17 protein-coding genes are annotated in these 16,882 nt (G+C 65.3%); 15 read left to right on the top strand and 2 right to left on the bottom strand.

What is annotated here, in order from left to right; all coding sequences use genetic code 11:
• Positions 1 to 14: 14 nt before the first annotated feature.
• Entirely contained in the window at positions 15 to 1,397 is a 1,383-nt protein-coding gene (locus VFH65_RS12790) for a glutamate decarboxylase (RefSeq protein ID WP_353321968.1), read from the top strand.
• 6 nt (positions 1,398 to 1,403) lie between these two features.
• Here the strand turns inward: VFH65_RS12790 and VFH65_RS12785 are convergent, their stop codons facing one another.
• Positions 1,404 to 1,844, bottom strand: a complete 441-nt coding sequence (locus tag VFH65_RS12785) for a hypothetical protein (protein WP_353321966.1) — start codon at positions 1,842 to 1,844, stop codon at positions 1,404 to 1,406.
• A gap of 255 nt (positions 1,845 to 2,099) precedes the next feature.
• Between VFH65_RS12785 and alr the strand changes: the two genes are divergently transcribed.
• The 12 genes from alr to VFH65_RS12725 all read left to right on the top strand — a co-directional run bounded on the left by alr (position 2,100) and on the right by VFH65_RS12725 (position 12,708).
• A complete protein-coding gene (gene alr / locus VFH65_RS12780) occupies positions 2,100 to 3,278 on the top strand; it encodes an alanine racemase (protein ID WP_353321964.1) in 1,179 nt (392 codons plus the stop codon).
• 68 nt (positions 3,279 to 3,346) lie between these two features.
• Positions 3,347 to 4,396, top strand: coding sequence for an alpha/beta fold hydrolase (locus VFH65_RS12775; RefSeq protein ID WP_353321996.1), 1,050 nt, complete (start codon positions 3,347 to 3,349; stop codon positions 4,394 to 4,396).
• Complete coding sequence (gene tsaE / locus VFH65_RS12770) at positions 4,389 to 4,856, top strand: tRNA (adenosine(37)-N6)-threonylcarbamoyltransferase complex ATPase subunit type 1 TsaE (RefSeq protein ID WP_353321962.1); 468 nt, start codon at positions 4,389 to 4,391, stop codon at positions 4,854 to 4,856. The genes VFH65_RS12775 and tsaE overlap by 8 nt, the downstream gene beginning before the upstream one ends.
• Positions 4,857 to 4,858: 2 nt before the next feature.
• Positions 4,859 to 5,455 carry a tRNA (adenosine(37)-N6)-threonylcarbamoyltransferase complex dimerization subunit type 1 TsaB gene (tsaB, locus tag VFH65_RS12765; RefSeq protein WP_353321994.1) on the top strand — a complete coding sequence of 199 codons (597 nt, stop codon included), beginning with the start codon at positions 4,859 to 4,861 and terminating at the stop codon, positions 5,453 to 5,455.
• Positions 5,452 to 5,904: a ribosomal protein S18-alanine N-acetyltransferase gene (rimI, locus tag VFH65_RS12760; RefSeq protein ID WP_353321960.1), complete on the top strand. Its 453-nt coding sequence runs from the start codon at positions 5,452 to 5,454 to the stop codon at positions 5,902 to 5,904. The genes tsaB and rimI overlap by 4 nt, the downstream gene beginning before the upstream one ends.
• Complete coding sequence (gene tsaD / locus VFH65_RS12755; RefSeq protein ID WP_353321958.1) at positions 5,901 to 6,926, top strand: tRNA (adenosine(37)-N6)-threonylcarbamoyltransferase complex transferase subunit TsaD; 1,026 nt, start codon at positions 5,901 to 5,903, stop codon at positions 6,924 to 6,926. Before rimI ends, tsaD begins: the two co-directional genes overlap by 4 nt.
• A gap of 97 nt (positions 6,927 to 7,023) precedes the next feature.
• Entirely contained in the window at positions 7,024 to 7,476 is a 453-nt protein-coding gene (locus VFH65_RS12750; protein WP_353321956.1) for a nuclear transport factor 2 family protein, read from the top strand.
• Between the two features lie 22 nt (positions 7,477 to 7,498).
• Positions 7,499 to 8,518, top strand: coding sequence for an alpha/beta fold hydrolase (locus VFH65_RS12745; RefSeq protein WP_353321954.1), 1,020 nt, complete (start codon positions 7,499 to 7,501; stop codon positions 8,516 to 8,518).
• Positions 8,519 to 8,685: 167 nt separating this feature from the next.
• A complete protein-coding gene (gene groES / locus VFH65_RS12740; protein ID WP_015305122.1) occupies positions 8,686 to 8,988 on the top strand; it encodes a co-chaperone GroES in 303 nt (100 codons plus the stop codon).
• Positions 8,989 to 9,068: 80 nt separating this feature from the next.
• Positions 9,069 to 10,697, top strand: coding sequence for a chaperonin GroEL (gene groL, locus VFH65_RS12735; protein ID WP_353321952.1), 1,629 nt, complete (start codon positions 9,069 to 9,071; stop codon positions 10,695 to 10,697).
• 315 nt (positions 10,698 to 11,012) lie between these two features.
• A complete protein-coding gene (locus VFH65_RS12730; RefSeq protein ID WP_353321950.1) occupies positions 11,013 to 11,651 on the top strand; it encodes a hypothetical protein in 639 nt (212 codons plus the stop codon).
• Between the two features lie 394 nt (positions 11,652 to 12,045).
• Positions 12,046 to 12,708, top strand: coding sequence for a PaaI family thioesterase (locus VFH65_RS12725; protein WP_414688404.1), 663 nt, complete (start codon positions 12,046 to 12,048; stop codon positions 12,706 to 12,708).
• Between the two features lie 117 nt (positions 12,709 to 12,825).
• Here VFH65_RS12725 and VFH65_RS12720 read toward each other — a convergent pair whose 3' ends face one another.
• Complete coding sequence (locus tag VFH65_RS12720; RefSeq protein ID WP_353321948.1) at positions 12,826 to 13,752, bottom strand: SDR family NAD(P)-dependent oxidoreductase; 927 nt, start codon at positions 13,750 to 13,752, stop codon at positions 12,826 to 12,828.
• A gap of 409 nt (positions 13,753 to 14,161) precedes the next feature.
• On the opposite strand from VFH65_RS12720, the gene VFH65_RS12715 reads away from it, so the two are divergent.
• Together VFH65_RS12715 and VFH65_RS12710 are read left to right on the top strand one after the other, a co-directional pair.
• A complete protein-coding gene (locus VFH65_RS12715; RefSeq protein ID WP_353321946.1) occupies positions 14,162 to 15,496 on the top strand; it encodes a hypothetical protein in 1,335 nt (444 codons plus the stop codon).
• Positions 15,497 to 15,546: 50 nt separating this feature from the next.
• A complete protein-coding gene (locus VFH65_RS12710) occupies positions 15,547 to 16,872 on the top strand; it encodes an acyl-CoA reductase (RefSeq protein WP_353321944.1) in 1,326 nt (441 codons plus the stop codon).
• Positions 16,873 to 16,882 lie beyond the last annotated feature (10 nt).

Raw genomic sequence — 16,882 nt, 5'->3', positions numbered from 1 at the left:
GGAAAGGACTTGCCATGTCGCGCAAGCACACTCACGGCCCGCAGATCTCGCCGGCATACACCGGGCGGCTGGCGATGTCGCCGGTGCCGTCGCTGCGGCTGCCCCACAAGGCGATGGAGCCCGACGCCGCCTACCGGTTCATCCACGACGAGCTGATGCTCGACGGCAGCTCCCGGCTGAACCTCGCCACGTTCGTCACCACCTGGATGGACCCTCAGGCGGAGACGCTGATGGCCGAGACGTTCGACAAGAACATGATCGACAAAGACGAATACCCGGCCACCGCGGCGATCGAGCAGCGGTGTGTCTGCATGGTTGCCGACCTCTTCCATGCCGAGGATCTGCGTGACGACGACCCGCTAAGCGCCACAGGGGTTTCCACCATCGGGTCGAGCGAGGCGGTCATGCTGGCCGGGCTGGCACTGAAATGGCGGTGGCGGGACAAGGTCGGCAAGAACTGGCGCTCCCGCACGCCCAATCTGGTGATGGGTTCCAACGTGCAGGTGGTGTGGGAGAAGTTCTGCCGATACTTCGACGTCGAGCCGCGCTATCTGCCGATGGAGGAAGGCCGCTACGTCATCACCCCCGAACAGGTGCTGGACAACATCGACGAGGACACCATCGGCGTGGTGGCGATTCTGGGAACCACGTTCACCGGCGAACTCGAACCCATCGCCGAGATCTGCGCCGCGCTCGACAAGGTCGCCAGCGACGGGGGACTGGACGTGCCGGTGCACGTCGACGCGGCCAGCGGCGGGTTCGTGGTGCCGTTCCTGCACCCCGACCTGGAGTGGGACTTCCGGCTGCCGCGAGTGGTGTCGATCAACGTCAGCGGCCACAAGTACGGCCTGACCTACCCCGGCATCGGCTTCGTGGTGTGGCGCAACAAGGATCACCTGCCCGACGACCTGGTCTTCCGGGTCAACTATCTCGGCGGCGATATGCCGACTTTCACGCTGAACTTCTCCCGGCCGGGCAATCAGGTCGTCGGCCAGTACTACAACTTCCTGCGACTGGGCCGGGCCGGCTACACGCAGGTGATGCAGTGCCTGTCGCAGACTGCGCGGTGGCTCGGCGACCAGCTACGGGAAAGCCAGCACTTCGAGATCATCTCCGACGGGTCGGCAATCCCCGTGGTCAGTTTCCGGCTGGCCGGGGCGCCTGGCTACACCGAGTTCGACGTATCCCACGCGCTGCGCGCCTACGGCTGGCAGGTGCCCGCGTACACGATGCCCGACAACGCCAGCGACATCGCGGTACTGCGCGTCGTCGTGCGCGAAGGCTTCTCCGCCGATCTGGCCAGGTTGTTGAAGGACGACACCATCACGGCGCTGGGCCACCTCGACGCGCTCAAGCCCGGCGGCCACTTCGACGAGGTGCAGCCCTTCGCCCACTGATTGTTTCTAGCGCTGCAGCGAGCCGGGCGGCCAGTCAACACCGATCTCGTCGCAGATCGGCGGGATGATGATCAGCGCACCGCGCGGGCTGCAGAACGGCGTACCCGGTGGCGGACCCTGCGGAGGCGGCGGAGGACCGACGGGGGCCGGTGGCAGCCCGGCGGGGCGGGGTCCGGTGCCGTTCCACGGATAGATCGTGTTCGTGGTCACGTCGACGATGCCGTCGGAGTTCCAGTACCAGTCGTGCGGGACGTTCCAGTCCCAACTCAGCACCTGGCTGCCCGGAGGCGGAGGATCACCAGGAAACCAGTGGGTGCACGTGACACCGGGCGGACAGTTGCCGCCGTTGTAGCTGGGGCCCTGGGCTTGGGCAGTGCCGAGTCCGGCCAGGCCGAGCCCGCCGGCCACTACCAGCAGCAGTGTCGCGAACCGCATGATCCGGTTCAAGATCGCTTCCTTTCGTCGGGCGCTGCCCCGTCGGCGTTGCCAGTTGCGGTCCAGTAAAGCTGGCCGGGCCGCCTACCGATCCCAAATTCGGGGTAAGAGCCCTGCTGACCCAGCCTGCGCACGTCGTTAGTGTGCTCAATCGACCGACCTCGGTACATGAGGCGTTTACCGCATATTTGCGACCTGACCTCGGTAACAAGCGCAGGTTCAGCGGCACAAACCGGTTCTGGGACAATCGGCCAGGGTGAGGAGACCATGCAAACGACCGAGCTGACGACATCCGTGCGGCCCAACGCGGCCGCTGAGGCGGTGGTGGATCTCGACGCCATCGCGCACAACGTGCGATTACTGCGTGAGCACGCGGGTTCGGCGCAGGTGATGGCTGTCGTCAAGGCCGACGGGTACGGACACGGCGCCGCCCAGGTGGGCCGCGCCGCCCTTGCCGCAGGGGCGGCCGAACTCGGCGTCGCCACCGTCGACGAGGCACTGGCCCTGCGCCGTGACGGCATCACCGGGCCGGTACTGGCATGGCTGCACCCGCCCGGCACGGACTTCGCCCCGGCGGTCACCGCCGACATCCAGATCGCGCTGTCGTCGGTGCGCCAGCTCGCTGAACTACTCGACGCCGTCGAACGCACCGGCCGCTCCGCCACGGTCACCGTCAAGGTGGACACCGGGCTGAACCGCAACGGTGTCGGCGCGGCCGAATATCCAACGATGCTCGCGGCGTTGCAGCGCGCCCACGCCGACGGGGCGATCAAGCTGCGCGCCATCATGTCGCATCTGGCGCACGGCGACGACCCGGACAACCCCCTCAACGACCTACAGGCACAACGTCTTCGCGACATGCGGACCCAAGCCGGCGAACAGGGTGTGCACTTCGACCTGGCCCACCTGAGCAACTCTCCTGCCGCGATGACGCGACCCGATCTGGCCTTTGACATGGTCCGGCCCGGCATCGCGGTGTACGGGCAGACTCCCATTCCCTCGCGGGGCGACATGGGTCTGCGCCCGGCAATGACACTCAAATGCCCTGTCGCCCTGGTGCGGTCGGTCAACGCAGGAGACGGGGTGTCCTACGGGCACACCTGGATCGCCGATTGCGACACCACGCTGGCACTGCTGCCGATCGGGTACGCCGACGGGGTGTTTCGCAGCCTGAGCGGCCGCATCGACGTGTTGATCAACGGCCGGCTGCGCCGCAGTGTCGGGCGGATCTGCATGGACCAGTTCGTGGTCGATCTGGGACCAGGCAGGCCTGACGTCGCAGAAGGCGACGAGGCCGTGCTGTTCGGGCCAGGCACGCACGGCGAATCCACCGCACAGGACTGGGCCGAACTGCTGGGAACCATCAACTACGAGGTCGTCACCAGCCCGCGTGGCAGGGTTACCCGTACGTACCGCGGAGCGCAAGGGACAGGCCAAAGTCGTTGAGCGATACGGATCCACGGCCGCAGCGCGGCCGAAAGTCGGGCGCTCGCTGGCTGGCAGGGGCGGCTGGTCTGACCGCGGTCGGCGCGGCCGCGGGCGTCTCGGTGGCCCGATCGATGCGCAGGCGCGTCACCACCGATGACCCCTACCGGGACGAGGACTTCGAACTCCTCGACGCCGACCGCAGCTTCGTGGTCACCACGCCCGACGGCGTACCGCTGGCCGTCCGCGAGGTCGGTCCCGGCGACGCGCCGCTGACGGTGGTTTTCGCCCACGGCTTTTGTCTGCGCATGGGGGCCTTCCACTTTCAGCGGGCCCGGCTGACCGAGCAGTGGGGCACACAAGTGCGCATGGTCTTCTACGACCAACGCGGACACGGACAGTCGGGCGAAGCACCGCCGGAGACTTACACGGTTGCCCAGTTGGGACAGGACCTGGAGACCGTGCTGGCCATCATGGCGCCGCGCGGGCCGGTGGTGCTGGTCGGGCATTCGATGGGTGGCATGACTGTGCTGTCACACGCGCGGCAATTTCCGCGCCGCTATAAGACCCGCATCGTCGGTGTGGCGCTGATCGCCTCTGCGGCCGAGGGAGTTTCGCGGTCGCCGCTGGGGGAGATTCTCAAGAACCCGGCGCTCGAGGCCGCCCGGTTCGCCGTCCGGTATGCCCCGAAAACCGTGCACCGCACCCGCGGCGCCGCCAAGTCGGTGATCGCCCCGATCCTGCGGGCGGCCTCCTACGGTGACGAGAAGGTGAGCCCGAGCGTCGTGGCCTTCTCCGAGAAAATGATGCATGACACGCCTATCGCGACGCTCGTGGAGTTTCTGCACGCGCTCGAGGTGCACGATGAGACGGCGGCGCTGCCCACACTCGCGAAGATCCCAACGCTGATTGCCTGCGGTGACCGCGACCTGCTCACTCCGATGGAGTCCTCGGAGCAGATGGCGGCGGCCCTACCGAAATCGGAGCTGGTGATCGTCGGCGGCGCAGGGCATCTGGTCCAGCTCGAACAACCGGAGGTCATCGACGACGCACTGGTTCGGCTCGTGGAGCGCGCTGCACCGTCGAAGCTGATCGCGCTCACCCGGCGCGTGCGCGAACGGGTTCGGCGCCATGGCTGATCGACGCTCCGGCACCGCGGAACTGCCGACCACTGAGGACACCATCGCGTTCGGTGCTCAACTCGGCGCACAACTGCGCGCCGGCGACGTCGTGGTGCTTTCGGGACCGTTGGGTGCCGGAAAAACGGTGCTGGCCAAGGGAATCGCCGAGGCGATGAACGTCGAAGGGCCCGTCATCTCGCCGACGTTCGTGCTGGCCCGGGTTCATCGGGCACGGCAGCCGGATGCGCCGGCGATGATCCACGTCGACATGTACCGGCTGCTCGACCACGAGTCCGTCGACCTGCTCGCCGAACTGGACTCGCTGGATCTGGACACCGATCTCGACGACGCTGTCGTGGTGGTCGAGTGGGGCGAAGGGCTCGCCGAGCGACTCTCCGAGAGCCACCTCGACATCCGGCTCGAACGCGGCCCGGAAACCGAAGTGCGCACGGCCATCTGGGAGTGGAGCAGGCCGTGAGCATGGTGATCCTCGCTATCGACACCGCGACCCCAGCGGTTACCGCAGGCGTTGTCCGGCTCGACGGCGTGAACGTCGAGGTGCTCGCAGAGCGCGTCACCGTCGACGCTCGCGCGCATGCCGAACAGCTGACCCCGAACGTGGTGGGTGCGCTCGCCGATGCCGGTCTGACCGTCGATGATCTCGACGCCGTCGTCATTGGTTGCGGACCAGGGCCTTTCACCGGCCTGCGAGTCGGCATGGCCACCGCGGCGGCCTACGGCCATGCACTTGGTCTTCCGGTGCATGGGGTGTGCAGCCTCGACGCCATCGGCATAGACACGACGGGCGATGCGCTTGTTGTCACCGATGCGCGCCGGCGCGAGGTCTACTGGGCCCGCTACCGCGACGGCGCCCGGGTCGACGGGCCTGCGGTCAACGCGCCTGCCGATGTGCAGGGCGCAGTCGACGCGTTGGCGCTCCCGCCGGTCTACCCGAGCGTGGCCGGTCTGGTGCGCGCCGTTTCGAATTGGACAGCCGAGCCTGCGCCGCTCGTCCCGCTGTATCTGCGCCGGCCCGACGCCAAACCGCAGTCCGAGCGACCGGCGGCGGCGCGATGACGGTTGAGTACGGTCCACTGACCCGCAACGACGCTGCCCGGTGCGCGGAGCTAGAGGCGCAGCTTTTCGAGGGCGACGATCCGTGGCCGGCGCGGGCTTTCCTCGCGGAGCTGGAGGCAAAACACATTCGCTACATCGCCGCCCGTGCCGACGACAAGCTTGTTGGTTACGCCGGCATCTCCCGACTCGGGCGAAAGAAGCCCTACGAGTACGAGATTCACACCGTCGGAGTGGACCCCGCTTATCAGGGTAAGGGTATCGGTAGGCACATGATGACGGAGCTGCTCGAATATGCCTCGGGTGGAACAGTTTTCCTCGAGGTTCGCACCGACAACGCGGCCGCGATCGGGCTGTACGAGAGCTTGGGCTTTACTAATGTCGGCCTGCGTCGCCGGTATTACCGGGCCAGCGGCGCCGATGCCTACACCATGAGGCGGGACCCGCAATGACGATAATCCTGGCCATCGAAAGCTCCTGCGACGAGACCGGTGTCGGCATCGCCGAACTGGGTGCCGACGGCGCGGTCACGCTGCTCGCCGACGAGGTGGCCTCCAGCGTCGACGAACACGCCCGGTTCGGCGGTGTGGTGCCCGAGATCGCGTCGCGCGCACACCTGGAGGCACTTGGCCCGACCATGCGCCGCGCACTGAAGGCCGCGGGAGTGGACAAGCCGGACGTGGTCGCTGCCACCATCGGTCCTGGGCTTGCAGGCGCGCTGTTGGTGGGAGTTGCTGCCGCCAAGGCATATTCGGCCGCCTGGCAGGTGCCGTTCTACGCCGTCAACCACTTGGGTGGCCACCTGGCCGCCGACGTGTACGACCACGGTGCGCTGCCAGAGAGCATCGGCCTGCTGGTGTCGGGCGGGCACACGAACCTGCTGCATGTCCGGTCGCTGGGAGAGCCGATGGTCGAGCTGGGCAGCACGGTCGACGACGCCGCGGGTGAGGCCTACGACAAGGTGGCGCGCCTGCTGGGGCTGGGATATCCGGGCGGCAAGGTGCTCGACGACCTTGCCCGCGAGGGCGATCGCGACGCGATCGTCTTCCCGCGGGGCATGACCGGACCGCGCGACGCCCCGTATGCGTTCAGCTTCTCGGGCCTGAAGACCGCGGTGGCGCGGTATGTCGAAGGTAATCCCGAGGCCTCGCAGGCCGATGTGGCGGCGGGCTTTCAGGAGGCGGTGGCCGACGTGCTGACGCGCAAGGCCATCCGCGCCGCGACAGACCTCGGCGTGTCGACGTTGTTGATTGCCGGTGGGGTTGCGGCGAATTCGCGACTGCGCGAACTCGCCGAGGAACGATGCGCAGCCAACGGGCTGATGCTGAGGATCCCGCGACCGCGGCTGTGCACCGACAACGGCGCGATGATCGCGTCGTTCGCCGCGCATCTGATCGCCGCGGGTGCGCCGCCGTCGCCGCTGGATGTCGCCAGCGATCCGGGTCTGCCGGTGGTGAAGGGACAAGTGGCATGACTTTCCGAAGACGACCGCGAGTGAGGTTCGCAGCGAGGAACGAGCGAGGACCGGTGGGCCCACGCCCGCAGGGCAGGGGACGAGGGGGAGTCGAGGCATGAGTGCTGCCGACAAGCTCGCGATCACCGAGCTGCTTTACCGCTACGCAGAGCTGATCGACGCCGGCGACTTTGACGGGGTCGGGCGGCTGCTTGCGCGGGCGACGTTCGGCGGTTCCGGGCCGCAGGGGGCGTCGGGCGCTGAGAACATCGCCAAGCTGTTCGGTGCCACCACTCGCCGCTATCCCGGGCATGGCAATACCCCACGAACCCGCCACCTGGTGCTCAACCCGATTGTCGACCTCACCGACAACACGGCCGTCGCCCGGTCCACCTTCTGCGTCATCCAGAACACGGAGACGGTGCCGCTGCAGCCCATCGTCGTCGGCCGCTATCTCGACACCTTCAGCTGCGACGACGCCGGCTGGTACTTCACCTCACGGCGGGTCGACGTCGAGATGATCGGGGACATCTCGGCCCACTTGATGATCGATCCGGGCAGATTCGATTGATCTGTGCGGCAGACTCCCTGCCGTGCACTACGACCTGCGCCTGCGACCCGCCCAACCTGCCACTCCGGCTCCCGATGCGTTCACCATCCACCGCCGGGAGGTACCACCGACCAAGGGGCGTGACGGGTTGTCGCTGGCGTTCGTGCATGAAGGTCCGAAAGATGGGGCCGGCTATCCGATCGTTCTCTTGCACGGATACCCCGAGACCAAACGCATCTGGTGGCGCAACATCACCGCGCTGGCCGAGGCGGGCTATGAAGTGATCGCCCCCGACCTGCGCGGCTACGGGGAGTCGGACGTGTCGGCGGAGGACGTGTACGACCTGGCGGCATGGAGCCGCGACGCCTACCTTCTCGTGCACGACGTGCTCGGACACGAGCGGTGCGGCGTGGTCAGCGGCGATCTGGGCGGTGCCATCGCGGTGGATCTGTTGCACCGGTTCCCCGGATTCGTCGAGAAGCTCGTCTTCTTCAACACCGTTCCGCCGTTCGTGTTCGACGACTACGTCGCGGCGGGCATCGACGTCGCCTCGATTCGTGGACTCGGTGACGGGCCGACGGCCGACTACCGCTATCGGCAGGGCGTGACGCCCGACGAGCTGGCCGCCGAACTCGACACCGTGGCCAAGCGGCGCAGGTACATCGCCGAGTTCTATGGGCACCGGCTGTGGGCGTCGCCAGGCACGTTCACCGCCGACGAGGTCGACTTCATGACCGAAATGTTCGCCGCCGAGGAGCGGTTGCGTGCTGGCTGGGCGTGCTACCAGTTGATGCACGGGCGGCCGATGAGCGAGCCGCCGATCGTGGACCGCAAGGTCGACGTGCCGACACTGCTCCTATATGGCATGGACGACCAAGTGATCGGCGCCGACTTCCTGCACACCTGCGAAGTGGCCTTCACCAACCGCACCGGCCCGGTCGTGCTGCCCGGCGCGGGCCACTTCCTTCAGTGGGAGCGCGCCGATCTGTTCAATCCCCTGGTGATCGCGTTCTTCGGAGACGTGCGGGTTGGCCACGCGCATCAGGCAGTGGGGCAACCTTGAGTGCTAGCACTCTCATGTATAGAGTGCTAGGTGGCAGGCGGCCAACCCCCTGCGCCGGCACCCGCGACGACGGCACGTGGGCACGGACGCTTTGCCGAACACCTGGTAATTGACAGTTCCGGGGATCTACCCCGGATCGACACCCGAACTAAGTGGAGGGCTCCATCGTGGCGAGCGTGAACATCAAGCCACTCGAGGACAAGATCCTCGTCCAGGCCAACGAGGCCGAGACCACGACCGCATCCGGTCTGGTCATCCCCGACACCGCCAAGGAAAAGCCGCAAGAAGGCACCGTCGTCGCAGTTGGCCCCGGCCGCTGGGACGAGGACGGCGAAAAGCGGATTCCGCTGGATGTGTCCGAGGGCGACGTCGTCATCTACAGCAAGTACGGCGGCACCGAGATCAAGTACAACGGCGAGGAGTACCTGATCCTCTCGGCCCGCGACGTGCTGGCTGTCGTCAACAAGTAATCACGTCATGTCCGCCCCGGCGATCCCCGTAACCACGGGCGATTTCCGGGGCGGCATGCGTTTCGACTTCAGAAAGAGCCATGAGCAAACTCATTAGTTTTGACGAAACCGCGCGCCGCGCAATGGAAGCCGGCGTCGATAAGCTCGCCGACGCGGTGCGCGTGACGCTCGGCCCTCGCGGCAGGCACGTCGTCCTTGCCAAGGCGTTCGGCGGCCCGACCGTGACCAATGACGGCGTCACCGTCGCCCGCGAGATCGACCTCGAGGACCCGTTCGAGAACCTAGGCGCGCAGCTGGTGAAGTCGGTGGCCACCAAGACCAACGACGTCGCAGGCGACGGCACCACCACCGCGACCGTAGTAGCGCAGGCGATCGTGAAGGCCGGGCTGCGGCAAGTCGCTGCCGGTGCCAACCCGATCGCCCTGGGCTCGGGCATCGCCAAGGCCGCCGATGCGGTGTCCGAAGCGCTGCTGGCGTCGGCCACGCCGGTGTCCGACAAGAAAGGCATCGCTCAGGTCGCCACCGTGTCCTCGCGAGACGAGCAGATCGGTGAGCTGGTCGGCGAGGCGATGACCAAGGTGGGCCACGACGGCGTCGTGTCCGTCGAGGAGTCCTCGACGCTGAACACCGAGCTGGAGATCACCGAAGGCGTCGGCTTCGACAAGGGCTTCATATCCGCCTACTTCATCACCGACTTCGACGCCCAGGAGGCGGTGCTCGAAGACGCGCTTGTGCTGCTGCATCGCGACAAGGTCAGCTCGCTGCCAGACCTGCTGCCGCTGCTGGAGAAGGTCGCCGAGAGCGGCAAGCCGCTGCTGATCGTCGCCGAAGACGTTGAGGGCGAGGCGCTTTCGACGTTGGTGGTCAACGCGATCCGCAAGACGCTCAAGGCCGCCGCGGTCAAGGCTCCGTTCTTCGGCGACCGCCGTAAGGCGTTTCTCGAGGACCTCGCTGTGGTGACCGGCGGTCAGGTCGTCAACCCGGATGTCGGGTTGCTGCTGCGCGAGGTCGGCCTCGACGTGCTCGGCTCGGCGCGCCGCGTCGTAGTGAACAAGGACAGCACCGTCATCGTCGATGGCGGCGGCACCAAGGAGGCCATCGAGGCGCGTACTGCACAGCTGCGCGCGGAGATCGAGACCACCGATTCGGACTGGGATCGAGAGAAGCTCGAGGAGCGGCTCGCCAAGCTGTCCGGCGGCGTCGCGGTCATCAAGGTCGGTGCGGCCACCGAGACCGACCTCAAGAAGCGCAAGGAAGCCGTCGAGGACGCCGTGTCCGCCGCGAAAGCCGCGGTCGAGGAGGGCATCATCACCGGCGGTGGTTCGTCCTTGGTGCGCGCCCGCAAGGCGCTGGACAAGCTGCGCAACGAGCTGACCGGTGACGAGGCGGTGGGCGTCGAGGTGTTCAGCGCGGCGCTCTCGGCCCCGCTGTACTGGATCGCCGCCAACGCCGGGTTGGACGGCTCGGTGGTGGTGAACAAGGTCGCCGAGATGTCGGACGGGCAGGGCTTCAACGCCGCCACGCTGGAGTACGGCGACCTCGCCGCCGACGGCATCGTCGACCCGGTCAAGGTGACCCGTTCGGCGGTGTTGAACGCCGCGTCGGTCGCACGGATGATCCTCACCACCGAGACCGCGGTGGTGGACAAGCCGGCCGAGGAAGAAGACGGCGCTCATGGGGGCCACGGCCATCACGGCCACGCTCACTAGAGGCATCAACGGAGACACCCCCGGTTTTCTTACAGCCGGGGGTGTTCTCGTCAGACAGTTGCCGCTACGGTCCTGTGGCGCTACCCGCGTCGTCGCGGACATTTTGAGCCCCCGCTCGGCGTCATCCTTGCTGGCGAACGACTCATCGGACGATGCGACCTTGTCACTCGACCGCCACGCGCGCCATCGCCAGCTGCCTCCGCTGTCCGGATAGATCTCGTATCGCGCTGTCGATGCCCCGACCGTGGGGTACATCGGTCTACGTCTTCGCGTTGTACGCACCGAACTGTCGGTGCCCGTCCGCACACTAGAACCGTGAGCGAAAGCGACGATCACCAACAGCGCGAGGTGAGTCCTGACTCGGACGCTGCAACCACGACAGCATCGGGCCACCGCATCAAGAAGTACGCAGTAATAATCAGCGTGTTGGCACTAGTTCCATCAGCCGCATCTGCGGCCGCCGCGTTGATGGCATGGCGTACGGCTCAGGCGTCGCTGGAGTTGGCGCATTCAGTTGCAGATGAGAGCGGCGCCAAGCTTGAGATAGACGACACCATCTTGTTCAAAGGCGGCTGTGAAAGTCCAGATCGGCCGCTAGTGGCGGCGGTCGGAGTACGGAACGCGGGGCATCTGCCAGGAGGGGTGACAGGCTTGGCCGTGTTTCTTCGCTCCCCTCGCGTCAGCGAGTACGGGTATAGCAAAGCTATCGTTAGCGGTCATTTTGACCCAGTGATTAACGTCGAACCGCAAAGTATCACGTACATCGACCTACAAGTGACGTGCAACAATTTGCCTGCCGAGTTCCGGTACATCGGAAAGAACACGTTGGGCGAATTGATTGATTCCGTAAACGATCACGGGGACACCTGGACGGTTCTGCCGGAGTACGCGGTCGCGAACAACCGCATTGAGCCGCAACACATCAGCCTAGCCTTGATCCACTCCGGTGCTTAGAAGCACACTGCGCCGCCGCTGCCCTGTGACGACAACTGTCCCGGCCGCGACCAAGCCGAGCGCTGCGATTGTGGTGCGGCTGCGTGGAATCAGCCGAGTCATCGCGATGTCGGCTGCAATTGCGAAGCCTGCGCCTGCGCGAGTGCGGCCATCTCGCCAAAATCGTTGTTGAGACTCACTTTCGACCCTCCTGCTCGATAGGCCGACCTTCTGGCCCTACTGACGCCAACCTGCATCCACGCGATGAAGTATCGACATCCCTCGGCACTGAGGCGATGCTCAGCACTGCACTGCACACGGGAAGTCTTTCTCCATACGGATGTGGGGTGCGGGGCACCGGGCGGGATATCCGTGAAACGCCTTCATAAGTATTGCACGTACAATAAAATACTTGGTGAGCAGATCGGCACGGCCTCTCTCGTTGTACTGGGAACTGGCCGTGACCATCGGAGCGTCCAATCACGATGCGATGAGCGGAGAAGGGTTCATGGACGGTGCCAATCCCGCCGCGTCGGACGGCGATGAAATCGAAATGAACGCAGATTCAAGCGAATCCACGCCACGCAGGCTGCCGGGACATACCGACTCCTGCTTCGGCTGCGGGAGCGAGAACACGTCAGGGTTGCACCTGCAGGCTTGGCGCATCGGGGACGAGATCTATGCCGACGTGGCGTTCGACGAGCGCCACATCGGCGGTCCTGGCCTGGCTCACGGCGGAGCCATCGCGGCGGCGTGTGATGAGCTACTGGGTTTCACTCTGTGGTTGGTTGGCGCCCCTGCCGTAACGCGCGCACTCACGATCGACTACCTCGCCCCCGTCCCTCTGCATGAAACTCATCGCGTGACGGCGAAAGTCGATAAGGAAAAGGGCCGCGCGATCCATGTCTCCCTGGTGGGAACCAGCGCCAGCGGGAAGGTGGCGTTCACTGCCAACGGGGTCTACGTGCGGGTGCCGTTCGAGCACTTCAACGACTTCGGAACCATGCCGACACCGGTGAACGAATTGCAGGAAAAACTCGCCCGCGAAAGTGGTCGTGATCGCCGACACCGTCAATGATCCCGGCGTGATGACATCGTCGGCTCACCGACTGCTGACACGAGTGTCGTCAACGCGGGCGAGTCTCATACGGGCACATTGCTCATTCCGAGGACGGTTCCGTGGACACATCGCCAGCTAAGTTGGAGCAATCGCATGGGCCATCTCGTCAAAGATGCTCTGCGGCACCAGAATCCGATGAGGATCCATGATCTCCGGTATTTTCACCGCCACGTCCTCGGCGGTGAATTGCCCACTTACACTCGTCCATCCCCGCGTCACCCCGATCTGCAGCGCGGCCACCCGCCCGCCGAAGGCGCTCAACACGGTATGAGTCACCGTGCAGTGCTCGCTTGCCAGGTATGCGACGACCGGGGCAACCTGATCGACGCGCAGTGTTTCGAGGAATGCCCGCGCCTCAGGCGATTCTGCGGCGTCGCCCAGTAACGCTGATGCCATTCGGGTGTCTGCCATTGGCATGATCGCGTTGGCCGTGACTCCGAACTCTGCGCCCTCTATTGCAGCGACGTTCATCAGCCCCAACATCCCGGTCTTGGCCGTGGCGTAGCCCGCCAGGCCTGGCTGGCCGAAGACTCCCGCCGCCGACGATACGAAAACCAATCGGCCGTAGCCGGCCGTCTTCATGACGCCGAACGCCGGCTGCACGACGTGCAACGCTGCGAGCAGGTGATTGCGAAGCTGGGCTTCGAACCGCTCCGCCGACCAGCTACCGAACGAATCCGAATGGATGATGCCGGCATTGGCGATCACGACATCCAACCGGCCAAAGCGTTCGACGGCCAGGTCCACCGCCGCACGACCACCGTCCGGTGTGCTTGCGTCGGTGAAGCAGGCATGCGCCCTCCCACCTGTGCCGACGATCTCGGCCACCACTTCGGTCGCAGGACCTGGATCGGCGTCGGTACCGTCGGCTGTTGCCCCGTTGTCGTGCACGATCACAGCTGCGCCACGACGGGCCAACTCGCGTGCATACGCTGCACCGAGTCCGCGGCCACCGCCTGTCACGATCGCCACCCGGTCTGCAAACGAAATCGTTGGCGTCACGTTGTCGAGATTCTCCTAAGTGTTCACCGTCTGTCATCCATCCCTTGGACTTGGCGCAGGTGAGCGTGTCCGCGAAAGCTCCGGCCCATCGCCAAACGTACGAACATCGCCTGCTCCTCACCGGCCCGTGTGGGGTTCGTACGCCGCGATTCCAAGACCCGACTGGACTGGCCGACCATCTTATTAAGCAACTAAACAAAACGCAATGCGCCGACGGGCGAAGGACTCTCGCATCAACGCTAGATTCGCCGAACCTCGGCCGACTCTGCCGCCTCGCGCACCCGCGTGGCACGAGGCGGGTGATTGACAGCGGCATACGGAGTGAATAGCTTACTTGTTAAGGCACTAAACAATATCGCTGTTGTCGCGCACGCGTGTCAGGGCTTGAATGCGAAAGGTTGTACACGGAGTGACTGATTCCATCGGCACCCTTCAAGGGCTCTTCGACCTCGATGACCCGTCCGGCAAGAGCCACGAGGAACTCGAGCCGCTCTGGATCGACGCGATCAACCAACGGTTTCAGCAGTGCCGTGGGCAAATCCGCATCCTCGACCAGCTCGCCGAGAAGGAAGGCATCACCTCGGTGTCCAGCCTCGAGGAGGTCGTGCCCTTGCTGTTCGCGCACACCGCCTACAAGAGCTATCCGGAGTCCTTCATCGATCGGGGTCAGTGGGACCGGATGAACCTGTGGCTCAACACGTTGTCGAAGGTTCCGGTCGAGGGCGTCGACACCGACGGCATCGCCGACTCCGACGATTGGATCAAACGGCTTCATGATGCCGGCCACTACGTGTTCGCCACCAGCGGCACGAGCGGCAAGAACTCATTCCTGAACCAGACGGCGAAGGATGTCGCGTTCTCCAACAAGGTGACGGTCCCTAAGAGCGTCGCGCAGGATCGGTCGCGACCGGTCTTCGTACTCGGGCCCCGAAAGGCCCCGAACCGCGCGTCGGCAACATTCGCTCACATAGTCGAAGTGGTCGGGCGCCCCGGCGCGGTGCACTTCCTCACCGACGCCGAACTTCGGATTTCTGACCTGTCGGGCATGGCGCGCATGCGGCGACGCATCGGCGACGGCACCGCGACGCCATCGGAGATCGCAGAGTTCGAAGCCGGATTGAAACTGCGACGCGATATCGCCGCCCAAATGCTCGATGGCCTGATCGACAGGATCCTCGCCTACCGGGACGAGCCGATGCTGCTCGTCGGACTCACGCCGCAGCTGTTCCGGGTGGTCGAGGCGGCTCGGGAGCGCGGGATTCCCGAGGGCAGCTTCCACCCTGACACCCATGTACTGAGCGGCGGCGGGGCCAAGGGTTTCGATCTTCCGGCCGACCACGTCGAGCAGATCATGGCTTTCATGGGATTGACGCTGGACAACTTCACCCAGGGTTACGGCATGCAAGAGGCGAGTAGCGGTGGCCGGATGAACGAGTGGGGCCGCTACGAATTCCCGGGGTGGATCGTGCCGCTTCTCCTCGACGACACAGGCGAGAAATTGCTCGACAGCCGCGAAGGCAAGGTCACTGGACGCATGGCGCTGTTCGACGTCTCGATCGATGGCCGCTGGGGCGGCATCATCAGCGGTGACCGCGTCGTCATGGACTACGACCCGAGTCCGTCGGGCCGCAGTGTGCCGGCAGTGGTTGAAATCGCCCGATACTCCGAGTTGGAGGGTGGCGACGACAAGCTGACGTGTGCGGGCACCATCGACTCGTTCGTCCGCGGCGCGGTCGGCGAATAGCTGTGACTGCGACTTCCATCACCGTCGTTCCTCATATCATCAAGGGGCGCGTGGATACCAACGCGACGAAGAACTTCGGTGCCTTCCGCTGCCCCGAGATCGACCTCGACGACCTGGTGTGGCCGCGCCACCAGCCAGGCCCGGCGTTCGACACCCCGATCCGTGACGTCATCGACTTCATGGTCGAGGTCGGCGCCGCCCTCGACTTCGACAAGAACGAGTACATGCAGGAGGCGCTGGAGCACTCGTTGGCATGTAACACACTCGAGCGCCGGATCCTCGAGAACACCTATCGCACAGTGCCGTTCTTCTTCGATCGCAGAAACCTGGAGTTCCAAGTCGAGCAGGAGACCGGTTGGGCGGCGATCGACGGATGGGAACATGTCACACGCCCATATGGCAATCCCGCTCGCGTTCGCGCCTTTCCGCCGCGGCTAGCGCACGTCATTGCCGGCAACACGCCAGCTGTCGCGGTCACGACGATCGTGCGCGGTGCGCTCACCAAGGGCGTGCACCTGATCAAGGTTCCCACCAACGACTTGTTCACTGCGGCCGCGATCCTGCGGACCATGGCTGATGTCGACCCCGATCACCCCACGGTGAAGTCCTTTTCGGCCGTCTACTGGAAGGGCGGAGACACCGCCACTGAGAGTGCCATCATGCGCCCACAGTTCTTTGACAAGTTGGTGGTCTGGGGAGGCGACTCCGCTGTGCGCAACGCGTTGCGCTATGCCGGACCTGGGTTCGAAATCGTGTCCTTCGACCCCAAGGTATCCATCTCCATGGTGGGTCGCGAGGCCTACGTCAACGATGCGTCCGTCGATGACGCGGCCGAGCGCGCCGCCATCGACGTCGCCCTCTTCAATCAGGATGCTTGTGCGGCAAGCCGTTACGTCTATGCCGAAGGTAGCACCGAGCAGATCGACCGATTCTGCGAGCGACTCCTGGAGAAGCTCCGCCAGGAGCGGACACTGTCATCCGCGATCGCCGCCCCGCTGTCGAACGAGATCCGCGACGATGTCGAAGTCCTCAAGACGCTCGAACCGATCTACCGGGTGTGGGGCGATTACTCCGGTGCCGGGCTGGTTGTGCGTTCCGACGATCCCGTCGACTTTTATCCGATGTCTAAGACCGTCAACGTTGTTGGAGTCCCATCGCTGGAGGAGGCGGTGCGACACGCGAACGTGGCGACGCAGACCGTCGGAATCTACCCACCAGATCGCGCCGCCGGACTGCGTAATGCTCTGGCATCCATGGGGGTTCAACACATCGTCGCCCTTGGCGAGGTCGCCCAGGCAGTCGAAGGACTGCCACACGACGGCTTCTACCCGATCCGGCGCGTCATGCGGTGGGTGCTCGACGACACCCCGGCTTGACCTTTCCTCA

This window comes from Mycobacterium sp. (assembly GCF_035697385.1).
In the GTDB taxonomy this organism is placed as follows: Bacteria; Actinomycetota; Actinomycetes; order Mycobacteriales; family Mycobacteriaceae; genus Mycobacterium.
This window is presented reverse-complemented; position numbering and strand designations above follow the sequence as displayed.